Below are 16,118 nucleotides of genomic sequence, written 5' to 3'. Positions count from 1 at the left end.
AGTAATCGATTACATTAGAATCGGCCTTGAAATCAATAAGAATTTGTAATCGTTTGCACGAAATTATATTACGGTAACAAATGTCAGATAAAATTCGCATCTCGGATGTCGCCGCTCTTGCAGGCGTCTCGACGGCCACTGTCAGCCGCACACTTGCGCACCCCGCGCGGGTGAGCAAGGGAATGCGCGAACGTGTTCTCAACGCAGTGCAGGCCACGGGATACCAGATCAATGCCGCCGCGCGTGATCTACGTCAGCGGCGCGCGAGGTCAATCCTGATCCTTGCGCCAAACCTTTCCAACACCTTCTTTAGCCGCATCTTTGCCGCCATTCAGGAAGAAGCCTGCGCCGCAGGCCTTACCGTGCAAATTTCCGACAGCCATATCGGGCGCGAAAAGCTGGCGACGCTGGGTCATGACGGACGTGCGGACGGGATCATCTTGCTGGACGGTGCATTGGACCCCGAACTGGTCAATAGCTGGCGGTTACCGGTGATCCAGCTATGCGAATGGAACGCGGCCTATGACGCGCCAGCGCTGGCCATTGATAATGCGGCGGCTGCCGAACTGGCAGCGCATCATCTGCTGGCATTAAACCATAAGACACTGCTGCACATCGAAGGGCCAACCGGTAATATCCTCGCTACAACGCGGCGCGACGGGTTCGTGAACGCGGTGCAAAATGCAGGCCTGACTGCCACACTTATCAAGGGTGATTTCACACTGGAATCGGGTGCGGCAGCGGCGCATGACTGGGCGACCCTGACACCGCGCCCGACCGGCGTGTTTTGCGCCTCTGACGAATGTGCGCTCGGCTTTATATCAGAGGTCATGCGTCTGGGGTTCAACGTGCCAGCCGACGTCAGCGTCATCGGCTTTGACGACATCGAATTTGCCGACAGGTTCAATCCTTCCCTGACCACATTGCACCAGCCCCGCACAACACTTGGCCGCGAAGGCGCGCAATACCTGATAAAAATGCTCTCGGATCATGCGCCCGAAACACCGCCCACCTTAGAAACCCAAGCTCACCTGATCCAACGCGCCTCAACCGGCCCCGCACCGCACAGTTGAAATCTGACATAAAATTAACCGCTTAATGCCGACGTGACGCAGGCCGCGAACCGGACCAACAAAAAAGGGCCGCCCGCAAAGGCAGCCCTTGGTCGTTTCAGGGATGTCAGGCTACTCGGCAACCAATCGAAGCGTCGCAAGATCCGTCCCGACGATCACGTTGCCTTCAAAACCACCATCGCGCGCAGCGCTTTCGTAATCTGCTTCGGTCAATGCCGCGGGTAACGGATATGTCCCCTGCATCGTCGCACCCAAAGGCGGGATCATATGCGTATACATCAGATTTTCGACACCGGCCCGCACCGCTAGAGCGCCCAAATCAGTGGCAGTCGACTGGCGGTAGTAGATCGGCGGCGGAAAGCCTGTTGTGCCGTCCGGCCCCATGACCGGATGGATCACCGAGTGCACCAAAACATCCGCATCTTTGGCCAGCAGTTCGACCTGTGCCGACGTAGAGGAATCACGCGGAGGTGCGGGTGTATCGTTGCCAGCGTCGCCGCCAATCACAATGCTGCCAGCGGGTGTATCAACCCTGAATGACGCGTGACCTGCGACATGAGTACTCGAAATAGCGGATACCGTCACATCGCCTTCCTGCCACACGATTTGTGGTTCTTCGGACGCGCCGAACGTAGCGACATCCAACAAATCTGACGGCCCACCAGCCAAACGATTAGCGCTTTCTGCCAGGCGCTGCGCCATCTCGCCCGATTCAATAAGTGCATCGCCAATGTGAGCAGCATAGTTAACACAACTCATCGTGTGGCCTTCTTCAGCGGTCGCATCCTCATGACAAACCATATCAACCTTTGGCCCGCCGGAATTAAAGTGCCACCGGACCTGCATCAAATCAGCAAGCCCTTCGGAGTGGTCGGAGTGAATGTGCGTGAAGAATACGGCATCCAGTTGCGCCGCCGAAATACCGAGTTTCGAAAGCTGCTGGTTTGTGCCGCGCCCTGTATCAAACTGCAAAAACATATCACGACAATTGTTTTCTTCGGTACCGTAGGTAACGAGAGTGCCTGATCCGGCAAGTCCACCAAATACCGGCGGACCGCCCTGCGTTCCGGTTAATGTCACCTCCACACAAGCCGCCGCATTTGCGCTCGCGCCAAGTCCAATGAATGCCACTGCGAAAGTCGAGGTGACCACTTGTTTTAAGTTCATCGAAAATCCTCCCAGATTTATCTGTTGCCGTATTTTAAAAATGTCGACTTTATTTGATTGAGTCAATTAGTATCGATACTTTCATGTCGCAATACATCGGCCACTCGACTCGCCAATCTTGATACAGACGTTTGAGTGCGTTTCGGCTGGGCAGTCCGCACCGTCAAAAAAAGCGTTCACACCGCATGGTTTAGGGGAATACGTGCGGTCACCTGAGTTGCATCCGGTCCGTGGCGCCACAAGATCAAGACCGAACGCCCACAAGCGAACAATTGCTCTGGATACGGAAACTACCCGCCTGACACCGCGCAATTTATTCTCGATCTTTCCGGACCTCCGATACAGAATTTTATCAGGTCTGCGCTGAAAGATACGGAACTTATCTCGGCATATTGCGTTTGTTTACAGGCACAAACCGAGCGACCCGACCTCCCCTACATATAAAGAGATTATCCCGTGAACTTCTTAAATGAGCTGTTAGCCGAGGGAAATATTGTCCTTTCGGTCCTTATCCTTTGTGTCGTTTTTGCGGGATTCCTGATCGAGCGATTACCGCCAGCAGCGGTCGCCACATGTGGGGCGGCTGCATTTATGCTACTGGGCTATGTTTCGACAGATGAGGTGTTAGCGGTTTTCTCTAACCCCGCGCCAATCACCATTGCTGCAATGTTTATTCTATCTGGCGCGTTGGTCAGGACGGGGGTGATCGACGCGGCGTCGTTATTTCTTGTGACCCAAGCAGAAAAACGGGGGTGGATCGCATTCTTCGCGTTACTGGCCGGTGCAGCGGTTGCGTCCGGACTGATGAATAACACCCCGCTTGTGCTAATCCTGATCCCGATCGTCATCCGGATGGCGCAAACCTTGGGTGTTGCACCGACCAAACTGCTGATCCCGCTATCCTACATGGCGGTGCTGGGCGGCACTTTAACGCTGGTCGGGACCTCGACGAACCTGTTGATCGACGGTGTTGCAAGGGAGGCGGGATTGCCAGCATTCGGCATTCTGGAAATATTGCCGTTCGGGATCGTTGCCGTCATCACCGGATCAGTAACACTGGCATTCTTGGGACCCAAACTCTTGCCTAGCCGCATGTCGGGGGCCGCGTCACTCACCGAGGATTCCGCACAATTTCTGACCGAAATCGCATTGGCCACCAAGGCGGACGCCCCTGCAAACACAGAAAAACCTATTGCCTCATTCAGCGCCTTGTCGCGCTTCAACCTAAAGCTGGTCCTTGGCAATAAAAACCAGACAAAGGTCACGCCAGACACCGTGTTAGGCCTATCTGAACGTGTCGCCGCACGCGCGACCTCGACCGAGATCCTAACCCTCAGAGAGAAACAGGACTTCCGCGTCGGCTACCCTTTAACTGCCAGATCAGACAATCAAACCGATGACATTATCTGCGTCGAAGCCGTGGTCGCAACAGATCGAAGCGGCAAAGGGCGAAAGCTGTCCGATCTGGGCTGGTTCGGGCATTTTGGCGTCAGGATCCTTGGTGTGTCGCGCCACCTGCATAACCCCGGACAACAACTGGCGCATGTACGGTTAAAACCCGCCGACCGGATATTGCTTGAAGGTCCCGCAGGCGGGTTAACAGCGGTCGTCGAGGCCTCTGATCTGGTATCCGCAAGCCTGCCCGTCGCAAGGCCCTATCGCCGCCACCGCGCCCCGATTGCCATCGCGGCAATGCTCGGTGTGGTGACATTGGCGATCTTCAACGTAGCCCCCATCGTCACACTGTCGTTGCTCGCTGTCGCGCTGGTATTGCTGGCTGGTTGCATCGAAGCAGAAGACGCCTGGAGCGCGATTGATGGCTCCACCTTAGTGCTAATTTTCGCGATGCTCGCAATTGGTCAAGGCTTGGAAAACGCCCAAGTGATCGAAAAACTGGTGCAAAGCATCGCACCGTTTCTACAGACTGCATCACCGTTTCTGCTATTGGTCGCGATTTACACCTTAACCTCGATCCTGACCGAGCTGGTTTCCAATAGCGCGGTCGCGGTGATCCTGACGCCCTTGGCCATATCACTGGCAAACTCGCTAGGAATAGAGCCGCGCCCGTTGGTCTACGCCATCATGATGGGCGCCTCAGCCAGCTTTGCCACGCCGATAGGCTACCAGACCAACACCTTGGTGTATTCGGCTGGCAGCTATCGCTTTACCGACTTCCTCAAGATCGGCGTCCCGATGAATATTACGGTCGGCGTTGCAAGCTGCACAGCGATCTGGCTACTCGCCCCGATGTAATCGGGTCGGGCGCATCGTCTCACATTGGTATACGATGCCTCTTGTATTCGCCAAAATACCATCCATATAACATCCATGCAGATGGAGAATAAGATGAGTAACGTGAGGCAGATCAGAGAGAAACATCCTGAGAACGAGAAAATTACCATAAATCTCGGCTTCGTTGACTTAGGACGGGTCGACCTTCTGGTGCAGGAAGGGTTCTATTCCAACCGCAGTGATTTTATTCGCACGGCCATACGCAACCAGCTGGATAACCAGTCCGAAACGGTCACGAAATCGATTGACCGACACACGATGGACCTAGGGCTGCGTGATTATAGCGTGGCCGACCTCGAAGCGGTGCAAGCCGCAAACGAGATTTTGCATATCAAAGTTGTGGGTCTCGCACGCATCGCATCTGATGTGACGCCGGACCTTGCACTGGCGACAATCGGCTCAATCACCGTGTTGGGCGCCTTGCAGGCCAGCGCGGACGTGAAAAAGGTGCTTGCCGCGCGCATCAACTGAACAGACATAAAACCAAAGGAAAATATGATGAAACATGATCTTGCCGCGGCGATGCGCCGGGCTGCGGACCTTGTGCGCGCTGGTAATCCAGTGGCTGCGACAGAAATGATCCAAAACACGTTAGGCGCGAAAGGCGTGCAAACCCCGCCCCGACCATCCGCCGCCTTTGCGATGCCTTTCACAGGGCAACCGGCAAACCGGCGCGGGTTAAGCACGACACTGGTCGATCTTGCCAAAAAGATGCCGAAGAATTCCGCCACGGGCGCGAGCGTAAAAAAACCCTCGATACCCGAAGGCGCAAAATTCGAGAGCGGTACGTTTTCCTGCGCAGCCGGTGCCCGCGATTACCACAACTACATTCCAAACCTGAAATCAAAACCGCCAGCCGGATTGATCATGATGCTGCATGGTTGCACGCAATCGCCAGTCGATTTTGCCAACGGCACCGACATGAACCGCGTGGCCGACGCACATGGATTGATCATTGTATATCCAGCCCAATCGCGCGGCGCGAATATGCAGTCATGCTGGAACTGGTTTGGTCCTGCGGATCAGAACAGAGGCAGTGGCGAACCTGCGATTCTTGCCAATATGGCAGGACAAATATGTGAGGACCATGCTGTTCCGGACGGCAAAGTCTATGTCGCGGGCCTGTCTGCGGGTGCTGCGATGGCGGTTATTCTGGGGCAAACCTATGGCGATGTGTTTTCAGGTGTCGGCGCGCATTCCGGCCTGCCGTATAAATCGGCCAACGATGTCGCCTCTGCCTTTGCAACGATGGGCGGCGGCGTGTCCGGACCCGCGTCGGCAACCGATGCTCCGGTCCCGACAATCGTGTTTCACGGCACAACGGACAGCACCGTCAATCCCCGCAATGGACAGCGCATTGCCGATGACGCGCGCGCAAAAGGGATGGAAGTGATTGATAACGGCACCTTAAACGGGCGCAAATTTACCCGCACCACTGTCGTATCTAACACAGGGTGTTCAGTCATGGAAAACTGGCAAATTGACGGATTGGGCCACGCGTGGTCGGGGGGGAATACCGCTGGCTCATATACCGATGCAGCAGGGCCTGACGCCAGTGCCGAAATGGCGCGGTTCTTTCTTAATATTTCCCCGAAAGATGCATAATCAGGTCAAAAAAAAGGAGCCAGCACGCGAGCGCTGACTCCTGATATTTTCAATGCGAAAGGACGCTTAATGCCGATGCTCTGGCAGTTCTTTCAGCTGGTCTTTGGTCATGCTGACGGTCGCATGAACAGACCCGCTCTCGTCGCGCATGAAGTTGAGGGTTGAGATTGGCAGCGACACAGGCTTTGCACCCAGTCCCAAAAATCCGCCAACATCAATCACTGCATGGGCATTTTGTCCCGCACCGTGAAGGTGGGACACGCTACCAATGCTATGGTCGTCAGGTCCGTAGACGTTTGCACCTTCTACGATGTCAGTATGAAGCTCTTCGGGGCGAAGTGGAGTGTGTTGGGAATGGTCCATTTTTAAAGTCCTCTTGTTACGTTTTCAACTGATAGGATAACTGCCACGCGCGCGCGGGGTTCCAACGGGTGAAACGGATAAGCGAAAAATTGCAGACAACAGCAGGACTATTTTGTATCTTTGCCCAAAGGCGTCTGATCGTGTGACGACCAATCATTTCAATTATGCGTGGACCATCATGGAATTTGTATCACTCGATTTATGGGCGTCTAACCTCCAACCTGTCATGCCCGACTTGCAGACATGGCTGGCCGAAGTCGAAGCGCGCGTAGCACAGACTACGGCGCGTGGGGGTCACATGCTGGTGCTGCCTGAATTCGCCTGCGCCCAGTGGCTCAGTTTTGCGCCCGTTGACCTGCCAATGCATCAAACGATGGGTTGGCTGTTCGAATGTGGTGAAATTGCGTTGGATGCGATTGCTGTGATGGCCGCGCAATATGGTGTGTCGATACTAGCAGGAACCATCCCGTTTCCGGCCGATCCGGTGAATGGCGTGCCTGCCTATTTCAATCGGGCATGGCTGATAACCCCCGATGGCGCGCGTTTTAGTCAGGACAAATTAAGCCTGACGCCGTTAGAGGCCCAAGGTGCGGGTGGGATCACTGTCCACGGTCGTTCCATCAATGTCATTGCGTGGAACGGCTTGCGGATCGCGATGATTGTCTGCCTCGACAGCGAGTTCACCGACCTTTGGTCACGGTTGGGCACGCTTGACCTTGATCTGGTGATTATCCCCGCCAAAACTGACATGATTACAGGGTATAACAGGGTGTTCAGCTGCGCACGCGCGCGCGCAATCGAATTACAAACTGTTGTGTGTGTGCTTGGTGCGGTCGGTGTGCCGTTTGGCGCGCCGATGACGGACACAGGCGTGGGCGGCGCAAGTGTGTTCACTCCCTGCGATATCGGGGTGTCGTTGGACGGTATTCACGCAGCACTGCCGCCACAGACCGCCGCATTGATGACCGACCACGTGCTGATTGCCGCTGACATTCCGGTCGGTGCGTGTCGCAGATTGCGCAATGGCCATGCCGAGGCAGAGGTTTGTCCGGCACTTTGGGATGCAGGGCATCTGGTGGTGAATGACCCCACTACGCCGTTGCCTACATAGGTTCACAACGGCTTGGACCGGCGCGCCTTTGTCGTGCGATGGCGCAGAAAAAACCGGACCATTTCACGCGAGGCATCAGGACCTGCCGGATCGGTAAAGCTGCCGCCCTGACGGCCGCCCGACCACGCGTGGCCAGACCCGTGAATGACCCACTCTTCTATGTAAGGACGCCCTTTGCCGATGCGGTGCAAAATGCGCGTAAATTCACGCCCGCCAGCGATACGCCCTTTGCGCTCTGTCCGGTCCAGTCCGCTATAGGGTGCTTGCGCGCGGATTGCGATATAACGTCCGTTGCGCGGGTTCACGACATTGTCCTGATCGCCGTGAAACATGATTGTCGGCATCTGCACGTCATACCTGTCACCAGGACTGCCCGCTTGCATCGCTCCGGCAACGGAGGCCGCGCTATGGGCCGCCCCCACCGCCAGACCGGAATGTGCCCCTACGGCAGCAAAGATATCGGGGTAACAGGTTGCAACCACCAGTGACGCCGCCGCCCCGGCAGATAATCCGACCACATAGACCTTGGATGGATCGATATTATGGTTGGCAATAATATGCTGCGTCATGCAGGCGATCAGCGCAGGTTCTCCGGCACCGCGCATCTGATGTTCGGGTTTGTACCAGTTCCAGCAACGGTGCAAATGCGCGTCGCGGGATTGCGCGGGATATAAAACAACAAACCCGAATTCTTCGGCCAGCGCATTCATGCCGGTATCACGGGCAAAGTCAGCAGCGGATTGTCCGCATCCATGCAGCATCACAATCAACGGCAGTGGGGCTTCTGACTTTCCCGCGGTGACTGGCACGTAGATTTTGAAGGATCGCGCACCATGGGCGCTGTCAAACTTGCCACTCGCGAAATTTACCGCCTTCGAGATAAACTTCTTTGATTTGACTTGCCGCGTCGACGCAGTTGCCGGCGCGCTAGCCTTTTTTGTCACTTTGCGCTTGGCAGATTTCGCCGGACCAAGCACCGCCTGCCATGCATCGGTCATCGTTGAAACTGCGGTCTTACGCAGTTTATTTGTGACCTTCTTGCGGGCGCGCTTGAACGGATCGAACATCTGGCCTCGAATCTGATTGTTAAAATAAACGTCTCAAGGCGGCACCGGACCATAGCCTCAGAATTTTCTGCCACATCTTTGTCAGGTCGTGGTTGTCCATGCTGTGCCACGACATGCCTCGCAGGCGGCAGGCGTTCGGACTGCACCGGAAACCAGCGTACCGCAGCCGCAACAGGCCAAATCACCGTCACTCATCTGTGTTCCCGGACCATGCTTGTATGGCGGTTGCACGTCCCACGCAGGCTCGATTGGTAATCCGGATCGACTGTCCTCGGCTTTGAAAAAACTGAACCGTCCGGACGTTTCTAGATAGGCGCGCCGCACTTCGCCAAGATTGACATAACCCTCCTTGCGGAGGCATTCGAACAATTCGCTTTTTCCAATCTTGTGATGGCGCAGGGTGTCAATATTGACCACACCATCGCGGATCACCTCTGCAGTCTTGCCGTCAATCGCCTTTTCAACGGCGGAATACCGGTAAATAAGTGTATCGAGGACCTTGTTGATCACAACGATCACAGTGATGACCAGCATCGCGTGAAAAAGCGGCACCTCGGGATAGAACATGACGTCACCGACAGCAGACCCAAGGGCGATGACCAGCAAGAATTCTACCGTGGACATCTGCGCGATGCCACGCCCCCCGACCCAGCGGATCAGCAGCAAAGCATAGGCATAGACAAGGCAGGTTCTGAATATAATTTCGAAGTAGAAAAGTGCGGGTTCTGTGCCCAGAAACATCCGCACCAGATCAAATGGAATGACGGGTTCGCTCATGAATTTTCTCGGTTTGATAAAGCGGCAGCCTGACGGTTTTCACAACACATCAGGCTGCCTGTAAAATTACGCCTTGCCGACTGCGATACCGGTCAGTTTCGCATTCGCCGCCTTTTCCATGTCGAGGATCTGCGACAGAAGATCATGCGCTTCGTCGTTTTTCAGCTCCTTCGCCCACTGGCGCAGCGTGCCATAACGCGCGATTTCGTAGTGCTCGACCGCTTGTGCAGCACCGATCAAACAGGCGCCAAGAGCTTTGCCGCTCGCCTCTTTGATGATCCCTTCGGCCTCTTTTATCAGGCCCTCGATCGCATCACATTTCTCGCCTTCGGCAGTTTGATCAATCGATTTGAAAACCTTTTTCAGCAGTTTGACCTGCTCTTTAGTTTCTTCCAGATGATCTTCAAAGGCAGTGCGAATATCACCCTCGGGTGCAGCCTTGGCCATTTTCGGCAATGCCTTAATCAGGGCATTTTCAGCGTAATAGATATCTTTGAGTGTATGGTGGAATGCTTCAGCCATCGTTTTCATGTTGTCTCTCCAAGTTGTTAAAAGTCACACAAAGTGAGCTCTGTGATGAACACCTGAGAGGATAAAAAGTTTCCACAATTTGAAAAATGTTGCCATGCCAAGAAAAAGCCTAATGCGGCCTAAGGGTTCACCCCAGCTGTGCAGGCTGCTCATAGGCCAAATTCATGGCCAAACTCGCGTGCCTGTTACCGGTTTGCCCGCGCCAGCAGTGCAACCGCCGCAAGCCCGATCAACGAGATCATCAAGGCCGCGGGTGCCGCCTCGGCGATGTTTTCCAGCGAGGCCTTGGCATGAACGCGGGTGGCAAGCGTGTCAAAATTGAACGGACGCAAAAGCAGGGTCGCCGGCAATTCCTTGACCGCATCGACGAATACCAGCAGCAGCGCCGAGCCAACAGAGGCCCGCACCAACGGCAGATGCACCGCGCGCAGCGTGCCACCTGCCGTGCGCCCCAAGGACCGCGCAGCCATCGGCAGGCTTGGCGCCACCCGCCCTAGTGCCGCGTCTGCCGTGCCCTGCGCAATTGCGAAAAAGCGCACGATATAAGACAGGACCAATGCTGCAGCCGTGCCGGTCAACAACAGGCCGGGGTCATATCCGGTCACTGCCAGAACCATATCCGCAAACCGGTTATCAAGCGCGGCCAAAGGCACCAAAATCCCCAACGCCAACACTGCCCCCGGAGCTGCATACCCGATTGCGGTCACCGGCATCAGCAACGCAGGTAAACGCTTGCCGCTCAACCGGACACCGTAAACCATGAACACCCCGCCTACGACCGTCAGAACTGCGGCAATTCCAGCCACGCTAACAGTGCGGATCACAGCGAGCCGCAATCCGGGTGATATCCATTCGCCCGCGTCCATTGCATGCGAGCCAATCACCGCCATCGGCAATACAAATCCGATCAGAACCGGTATCAGACACGCAATCGACACCAGCCACCCCATGCCGCCTTTCAACGGCACAGGCGTCACCGGACGGGCATTTCGCGCACTCATGAAAAAGCGGCTCTTGCGACGGGATAACTTTTCTAACGTCACCAACAGGACAATAATCGTCAGCACACAGGTCGCCAGCTGCGCAGCACCACCAAGGTTTCCGCCCTGAAGCCAGACCGAAAAAATCCCGGTCGTCAGCGTCTGCACCGCAAAATAATCCACGGTGCCAAAATCGTTCACGGTTTCCATCATCACCACCGCAACACCCGCCGCTATCGCGGGGCGCGCCAGTGGAAACCCGACCCGCCAGAACCGCGCAAACGGCCCTGCCCCCAAGGCTCGCGCCACCTCGTAACCGGCCCCTGATTGTTCGCGAAACGCCGCGCGCGCCAGAATATAAACATAAGGATATAGCGCCGCTGACAGCACTATCACCGCAGCACCGCGCGTGCGGATCGCCGGAAATGCGTAATCCTGCGCATTGGTCCAGCCAAACGTGGCGCGCAACGCGGTCTGCACCGGTCCCGCATATTCAAAGAAATCAACTAACGCATAGGCCCCCACATAGGCCGGCACCGCGAGCGGCATCAACAGCGCCCATTGCAACCACCGCCTGCCCGGAAACTGATACATCACCACAATCCACGCAGCGCCCGTGCCAACCATCGCGGCCAACACCCCCACACCGCTCATCAAAATCACAGTATTCGCCAGATAGCGCGGCAATGTCGTCGCCAACAAATGCGGCCAAATATTATCTGTCGGATGAGACGCAAACCAGATCACCGCCATGATCGGCATCAAGACAACAATCGCAATCACCAAAGCGCCAATCGACCAAGGGTCAATCAGGCCAACACGGCGGGCATTTTTGCTAATCTGACTAGTTTCATCGGGCATTACAAAACAGCGATTATCGGAAAGCAGTTTAACTGTCCAGAAATCTGACTATGATAAGGGTAACAATAATTCTGGCAGTCGAGGCTTCATGCAAATTGCATTTCACATCGGGGCAAATTGCACCGATGACGATCGAATTCTAAAATCCCTGCTGAAAAACGCAGGGACATTTGCGGACTATGGGATCAAGGTTCCAGGACCGGGCAAATACCGCCGCCTTTTGCGTGAGACAATCCAGAACCTGAAAGGCGAGACACCAGCGGCGGATACGCGCGACATTCTGCTGGATGCAATCACCGACGATGACGATACAGAGCGGCTGGTGCTGAGCAACGCCAACTTTATCTGCATCGCTAACCGGATCTTTGATCAGGGCATTTTCTACGAGCAGGCCGAAGCAAAACTGACCGCGTTGCACCAACTATTTGCCGAGGACGAAATCGAGATTTTCCTCGCGCTGCGCAATCCCGCAACCTTCCTGCCCGTGGTTTTTGCCGAATCAAAAGCCGACACACCCGAAACCTACCTTAAAGGGATGCACCCGACGCAAATTCGCTGGTCCGATCTGGTGCGACGTATTCAGCACAGATTCCCGCGCACAAAGCTCACAGTCTGGTGCAACGAGGATACCCCCCTGATCTGGGCCGAAATTTTGCGTGCAATGTCAGGGATCGCGCCGGATCAAAAAATAACAGGCGGTTTTGACTTGCTCGCCGCGATCATGTCTGACGAAGGCATGAACCGGTTACTCACTTACCTGCGCAGTCACCCACCCAAAACCGAAGCACACAAACGGCGGGTTATAGCGGCGTTTCTGGATAAATATGCTGTTGAAGATAAAATCGAAGAGGTGGTCGACATGCCAGGCATGACCGACGATCTGGTCGAGGAACTGTCAGAACTCTATGAAAACGATGTGGACTTCATCGAGCAACTGCCGGGCTTGACGTTCATCGCGCCGTAATTTCGGGCGCAGGCAGCTGGAAAAAAGGCGCGGAAACCCTCCGCGCCTCGCTTTGCCTAAAGCGCGAGATTACATGCCCAAAGCCGCCATATAAATCTCCATCACCGCCTCTTCTTCGGCCAGATCATTTGCATCGCGCTTGCGGATCGCAATCACCTTGCGCAGCACTTTGGTGTCGTAGCCACGGCCCTTGGCCTCAGCCATGATCTCTTTTTGCCCCTCGGCAATATCTTTCTTTTCTGCTTCCAGCCGCTCGTAGCGCTCGATGAATTGGCGCAGCTCTTCGCCAGCGACGTTTGAAGGGGTATCGGTAACTGCGTTGTCCATAAAATGCTCCTAGGGCTGATTTTCATCTTTCCTAGCCAGTGTCACGACCGCCCGCAACCCTTGCGAAGACCTCTCAATCTCGGTAGGCGAAGAGTGATCTTTCGCAAAGGGAACGCCATGATCATCATTACCGGCGCCGCACTGTCACTTTTGGGACTTATTGGCATCATCTATTGCATTGTTACCATCGCAAAAGCCAAACGGGCAAAACTCGACGACGAGGCGCTACGCGCACGGCTGGCCAAACTGGTGCCTATTAACCTTGGCGCATTGCTGGTCTCGATGATCGGGCTAATGACCGTGATCGCCGGGATCGTTCTGGCTTAAACGTCCGGACAAAACACCTCGTAAAGCCGTTCGAGTATCGGGCGCACACGGGCGTCGGCCAAACGGTAGCGCATAATACGACCATCGCGCTCGCAAGCAACCAACCCCTCGCCGCGCAGTCGCAACAACTGGCCCGATACATAAGATTGCGACGCGCCAAGCGCCGTCTCGATCTCGCTCACCGTCATGTCACCGGGGACCAAAGCACATAAAATGCGCAAACGACTGGGGTTTGATAATGCCTTCAACACCATTGCGGCATCTTCTGCGGCGGCATCCATCGGGTCAATCGCAGTGATTTGATTATGTTCCATTACCCACCAATAGTTTAAAACTAAAAACATTCCAATATTGAAATGTATGCTGATACCATATAGGTAGCCCTCAACGCATATTATAGCATCAAGGGCATACAATGAACCACGATTGGTTAATGGGACTTATCGGAGGCGGCTTAATCGGCACCTCTGCAGCGATTTTTCTGCTTTTCAACGGCAAAGTCATGGGCGCGTCGGGGCTGGTCGGTGGCTTGGTCGACAAATCAGGACTGGGCAACTGGCAAGAACGGGTGTCATGGCTCGCAGGATTGATCATTCTGCCCGCAATTTTGACGCTTTGGTTCGGCGTTAAGCCCACCAATGTCACTGGAAACATCCCGCTGATTATCATCGCAGGCCTCTTGGTCGGCGTCGGCACACGCATCGCCAATGGCTGCACATCAGGTCACGGGGTTTGCGGCATCTCGCGGCTTTCGCTGCGCGGTATTGTGGCCACAGTGTTTTACATCGGCGCGGGCGGCCTCACGGTCATCATCTTCAAACATGTACTGGGAATAATCTGATGCGTAACATTATGGCACTTATCGTGGGCGCAATGTTCGGCGCAGGGCTTTTGATTTCAGGCATGACCAATACCGATAAGGTGCAAGGCTGGCTTGACGTGTTTGGCGCATGGGATCCGACATTGGCCTTCGTCATGGGCGGCGCAATTATCCCGATGGCTGTTGCATGGCGCATCGCCGAGGGACGCAAACCCGCACTTGGCGGCTCCTTCCCCGCGCCAGCAGACCCTAAAGTCGGACGAAAACTCGTCGTAGGCTCAGTATTATTTGGCGCAGGTTGGGGGCTTGTCGGTCTTTGCCCAGGTCCGGCGCTCGCCTCTATTAGCTTTGGCGGGATCGCCGGCATCGTTTTTCTGGCCGCAATGCTCGTAGGTATGTTTATCGCACCACCAATTCGTGCCAAACTCGACTAATATGTCACCCATTTCAGAGGTATATCATGGACATCAAACACATTACGCCCGACTACGCCGTTAGCCCGCAAATCGACCCTGCCGACCTGCCCGCGATTGCGGCGGCCGGCTTCAAGGGCATCATCTGCAACCGGCCCGACGCTGAAGTCCCGCAAAGCCATCAGTGCGACGCATTAGAAATCGCTACAACAGCCGCAGGGCTGACGTTTACCCGCAACCCTGTCACGCATCAGGGGCTCAACATGCAAATGGTCGAAACGCAGGCCACGGCAATGGCGGATGCGGGCGGTCCGGTGCTGGCGTATTGCGCGTCCGGCACACGTTCATCCATTGTCTGGTCGCTGTCACAGGCAGGTAAAATGCCTACCGACGATATTATCGCGGCAACCGGCGCTGCCGGATACGAGCTTGGTGGTATGCGCGCCCAAATCGATATGTTGGCGTCTGATCGTTAATCCACTTTTACAGTGACCTCCTTTTGCGACGATTTCGGCGCGGGGAGGTCACCCAATGGCACGCTCACCGGTGTCTCGATCCGCACGGCACGCATGCCGCCCGATTGCCCGAGTTTCGCGGTACCCACTTCCACCCCATCAGGCGCGAATAACCGCACCGATGATACTGTCGCCCCATAAAGCGGCAAAACATCCCCGACCTGCATTCCGTCCACCTTGCCAATCGATAATTTCATTTGGCACAATATCGCATTTAACGTCGCCGGTGCGGCAGCCACCGCGCGGTCCATTTTAGCGTTCCACCCAGCATCCCCCGCCTCTTCCACTGGTGCAACAGGTTGCGACGTATGGTTCGGCAGCGCCAGAATTATCTCGCCTTGTCGGCCCGCCACCGAAAAATCCAGCGTCAGACGCATCAAGCGGTAATCGTTTTCTTCCAACGCAAGTCCCGCCGCCCGCAAGCTGTCAAATACAGCGCCCAGCGTCACATCCGCAGCCCAGCCTTCCAGTTCAGAACCGGTGGTTGTTTCGGGCAACAATGCCAACAGTTTCTCGCAAATCGGCGCCGCAAGCATCATATCTGTGCTTGTCGGAGGTCGGTCCAATTGCGGGTTTTTTGTCAAACTGCCAATGGTTTGAATCTCTATGACCGCCGCGCGCATCTGTGCGTCCAACCCGACAAGGCCCACCACATCGCAACCTTTGACCAAAGCGGCATAAAGGTGTGACGCTGGCAATGCTTCGATCACCGCATCAAGCTGCAAAAACTCTTCGCCAACATTGCTCACCGTCAAAGGCAAACCAATCGCCTTATCCGCAGCACGTGTCATAGCCACACGCAACGCGCGCGACGACGTCAACGGCACATCGGCCACCGCCTCTGCCTGTCGCACGACCATACGCGCAAGAATAGATGTTTGCATGTCCACGACTATTTACAGCGCCAATTATTCACAACCTGCGC

Annotated in this window: 19 protein-coding genes; 10 read left to right on the top strand and 9 right to left on the bottom strand. The window is 55.4% G+C overall.

Annotation, left to right across the window (positions count from 1 at the left end):
• The first annotated feature begins 80 nt into the window (after positions 1 to 80).
• Entirely contained in the window at positions 81 to 1,073 is a 993-nt protein-coding gene (locus ACXLHR_RS03465; RefSeq protein ID WP_458790138.1) for a LacI family DNA-binding transcriptional regulator, read from the top strand.
• A gap of 111 nt (positions 1,074 to 1,184) precedes the next feature.
• Here ACXLHR_RS03465 and ACXLHR_RS03460 read toward each other — a convergent pair whose 3' ends face one another.
• Entirely contained in the window at positions 1,185 to 2,240 is a 1,056-nt protein-coding gene (locus tag ACXLHR_RS03460) for an MBL fold metallo-hydrolase (RefSeq protein WP_458790137.1), read from the bottom strand.
• Between the two features lie 456 nt (positions 2,241 to 2,696).
• On the opposite strand from ACXLHR_RS03460, the gene ACXLHR_RS03455 reads away from it, so the two are divergent.
• The 3 genes from ACXLHR_RS03455 to ACXLHR_RS03445 all read left to right on the top strand — a co-directional run bounded on the left by ACXLHR_RS03455 (position 2,697) and on the right by ACXLHR_RS03445 (position 6,137).
• Positions 2,697 to 4,493 carry an SLC13 family permease gene (locus ACXLHR_RS03455; RefSeq protein WP_458790136.1) on the top strand — a complete coding sequence of 599 codons (1,797 nt, stop codon included), beginning with the start codon at positions 2,697 to 2,699 and terminating at the stop codon, positions 4,491 to 4,493.
• A 93-nt stretch (positions 4,494 to 4,586) separates the two neighbouring features.
• Complete coding sequence (locus ACXLHR_RS03450) at positions 4,587 to 5,003, top strand: CopG family transcriptional regulator (protein WP_458790135.1); 417 nt, start codon at positions 4,587 to 4,589, stop codon at positions 5,001 to 5,003.
• A 27-nt stretch (positions 5,004 to 5,030) separates the two neighbouring features.
• The gene (locus tag ACXLHR_RS03445; protein ID WP_458790134.1) at positions 5,031 to 6,137 is read left to right on the top strand and encodes an extracellular catalytic domain type 1 short-chain-length polyhydroxyalkanoate depolymerase; all 1,107 of its coding nucleotides are present in this window, start codon (positions 5,031 to 5,033) and stop codon (positions 6,135 to 6,137) included.
• Positions 6,138 to 6,203: 66 nt separating this feature from the next.
• On the opposite strand, the gene ACXLHR_RS03440 is transcribed toward ACXLHR_RS03445, so the two are convergent.
• Positions 6,204 to 6,500, bottom strand: coding sequence for a PRC-barrel domain containing protein (locus ACXLHR_RS03440; protein WP_458790133.1), 297 nt, complete (start codon positions 6,498 to 6,500; stop codon positions 6,204 to 6,206).
• Positions 6,501 to 6,678: 178 nt separating this feature from the next.
• On the opposite strand from ACXLHR_RS03440, the gene ACXLHR_RS03435 reads away from it, so the two are divergent.
• Positions 6,679 to 7,611, top strand: a complete 933-nt coding sequence (locus ACXLHR_RS03435) for a nitrilase-related carbon-nitrogen hydrolase (protein WP_458790132.1) — start codon at positions 6,679 to 6,681, stop codon at positions 7,609 to 7,611.
• Positions 7,612 to 7,613: 2 nt separating this feature from the next.
• Here ACXLHR_RS03435 and ACXLHR_RS03430 read toward each other — a convergent pair whose 3' ends face one another.
• The 4 genes from ACXLHR_RS03430 to ACXLHR_RS03415 all read right to left on the bottom strand — a co-directional run bounded on the left by ACXLHR_RS03430 (position 7,614) and on the right by ACXLHR_RS03415 (position 11,827).
• Positions 7,614 to 8,678 carry an extracellular catalytic domain type 1 short-chain-length polyhydroxyalkanoate depolymerase gene (locus tag ACXLHR_RS03430; RefSeq protein WP_458790131.1) on the bottom strand — a complete coding sequence of 355 codons (1,065 nt, stop codon included), beginning with the start codon at positions 8,676 to 8,678 and terminating at the stop codon, positions 7,614 to 7,616.
• An 81-nt stretch (positions 8,679 to 8,759) separates the two neighbouring features.
• Entirely contained in the window at positions 8,760 to 9,455 is a 696-nt protein-coding gene (locus ACXLHR_RS03425) for a DUF421 domain-containing protein (RefSeq protein WP_458790130.1), read from the bottom strand.
• Positions 9,456 to 9,521: 66 nt separating this feature from the next.
• Complete coding sequence (locus ACXLHR_RS03420; RefSeq protein WP_458790129.1) at positions 9,522 to 9,986, bottom strand: ferritin-like domain-containing protein; 465 nt, start codon at positions 9,984 to 9,986, stop codon at positions 9,522 to 9,524.
• 185 nt (positions 9,987 to 10,171) lie between these two features.
• Complete coding sequence (locus tag ACXLHR_RS03415) at positions 10,172 to 11,827, bottom strand: ABC transporter permease (protein WP_458790128.1); 1,656 nt, start codon at positions 11,825 to 11,827, stop codon at positions 10,172 to 10,174.
• Between the two features lie 88 nt (positions 11,828 to 11,915).
• Between ACXLHR_RS03415 and ACXLHR_RS03410 the strand changes: the two genes are divergently transcribed.
• On the top strand, positions 11,916 to 12,791 hold the full coding sequence (locus ACXLHR_RS03410) for a hypothetical protein (protein ID WP_458790127.1): 876 nt from the start codon (positions 11,916 to 11,918) through the stop codon (positions 12,789 to 12,791).
• Positions 12,792 to 12,860: 69 nt separating this feature from the next.
• On the opposite strand, the gene ACXLHR_RS03405 is transcribed toward ACXLHR_RS03410, so the two are convergent.
• Positions 12,861 to 13,118 (bottom strand): DUF2312 domain-containing protein, encoded by a 258-nt coding sequence (locus tag ACXLHR_RS03405; RefSeq protein ID WP_458790126.1) that lies wholly within the window; start codon positions 13,116 to 13,118, stop codon positions 12,861 to 12,863.
• A gap of 117 nt (positions 13,119 to 13,235) precedes the next feature.
• On the opposite strand from ACXLHR_RS03405, the gene ACXLHR_RS03400 reads away from it, so the two are divergent.
• Positions 13,236 to 13,445, top strand: a complete 210-nt coding sequence (locus ACXLHR_RS03400; protein ID WP_458790125.1) for a hypothetical protein — start codon at positions 13,236 to 13,238, stop codon at positions 13,443 to 13,445.
• On the opposite strand, the gene ACXLHR_RS03395 is transcribed toward ACXLHR_RS03400, so the two are convergent.
• Entirely contained in the window at positions 13,442 to 13,759 is a 318-nt protein-coding gene (locus ACXLHR_RS03395) for an ArsR/SmtB family transcription factor (protein WP_458790124.1), read from the bottom strand. The two genes, ACXLHR_RS03400 and ACXLHR_RS03395, sit on opposite strands and share 4 nt — an antisense overlap.
• A gap of 101 nt (positions 13,760 to 13,860) precedes the next feature.
• On the opposite strand from ACXLHR_RS03395, the gene ACXLHR_RS03390 reads away from it, so the two are divergent.
• Genes ACXLHR_RS03390 through ACXLHR_RS03380 form a run of 3 tightly spaced genes read left to right on the top strand, consistent with a single transcriptional unit; the run spans position 13,861 to position 15,154 of the window.
• Positions 13,861 to 14,286 carry a YeeE/YedE family protein gene (locus ACXLHR_RS03390; RefSeq protein ID WP_458790123.1) on the top strand — a complete coding sequence of 142 codons (426 nt, stop codon included), beginning with the start codon at positions 13,861 to 13,863 and terminating at the stop codon, positions 14,284 to 14,286.
• On the top strand, positions 14,286 to 14,699 hold the full coding sequence (locus ACXLHR_RS03385; protein ID WP_458790122.1) for a DUF6691 family protein: 414 nt from the start codon (positions 14,286 to 14,288) through the stop codon (positions 14,697 to 14,699). The genes ACXLHR_RS03390 and ACXLHR_RS03385 overlap by 1 nt, the downstream gene beginning before the upstream one ends.
• Before the next feature lie 26 nt (positions 14,700 to 14,725).
• On the top strand, positions 14,726 to 15,154 hold the full coding sequence (locus ACXLHR_RS03380) for a protein tyrosine phosphatase family protein (RefSeq protein ID WP_458790121.1): 429 nt from the start codon (positions 14,726 to 14,728) through the stop codon (positions 15,152 to 15,154).
• On the opposite strand, the gene ACXLHR_RS03375 is transcribed toward ACXLHR_RS03380, so the two are convergent.
• Positions 15,151 to 16,077: a FliM/FliN family flagellar motor switch protein gene (locus ACXLHR_RS03375; protein WP_458790120.1), complete on the bottom strand. Its 927-nt coding sequence runs from the start codon at positions 16,075 to 16,077 to the stop codon at positions 15,151 to 15,153. The genes ACXLHR_RS03380 and ACXLHR_RS03375 overlap by 4 nt on opposite strands.
• Positions 16,078 to 16,118: the final 41 nt, after the last annotated feature.

This window comes from Yoonia sp. MH D7 (genome assembly GCF_054439475.1).
The sequence above is the reverse complement of the archived record's forward strand: the minus strand, read 5'-3'. Positions and strand labels throughout refer to the sequence as shown.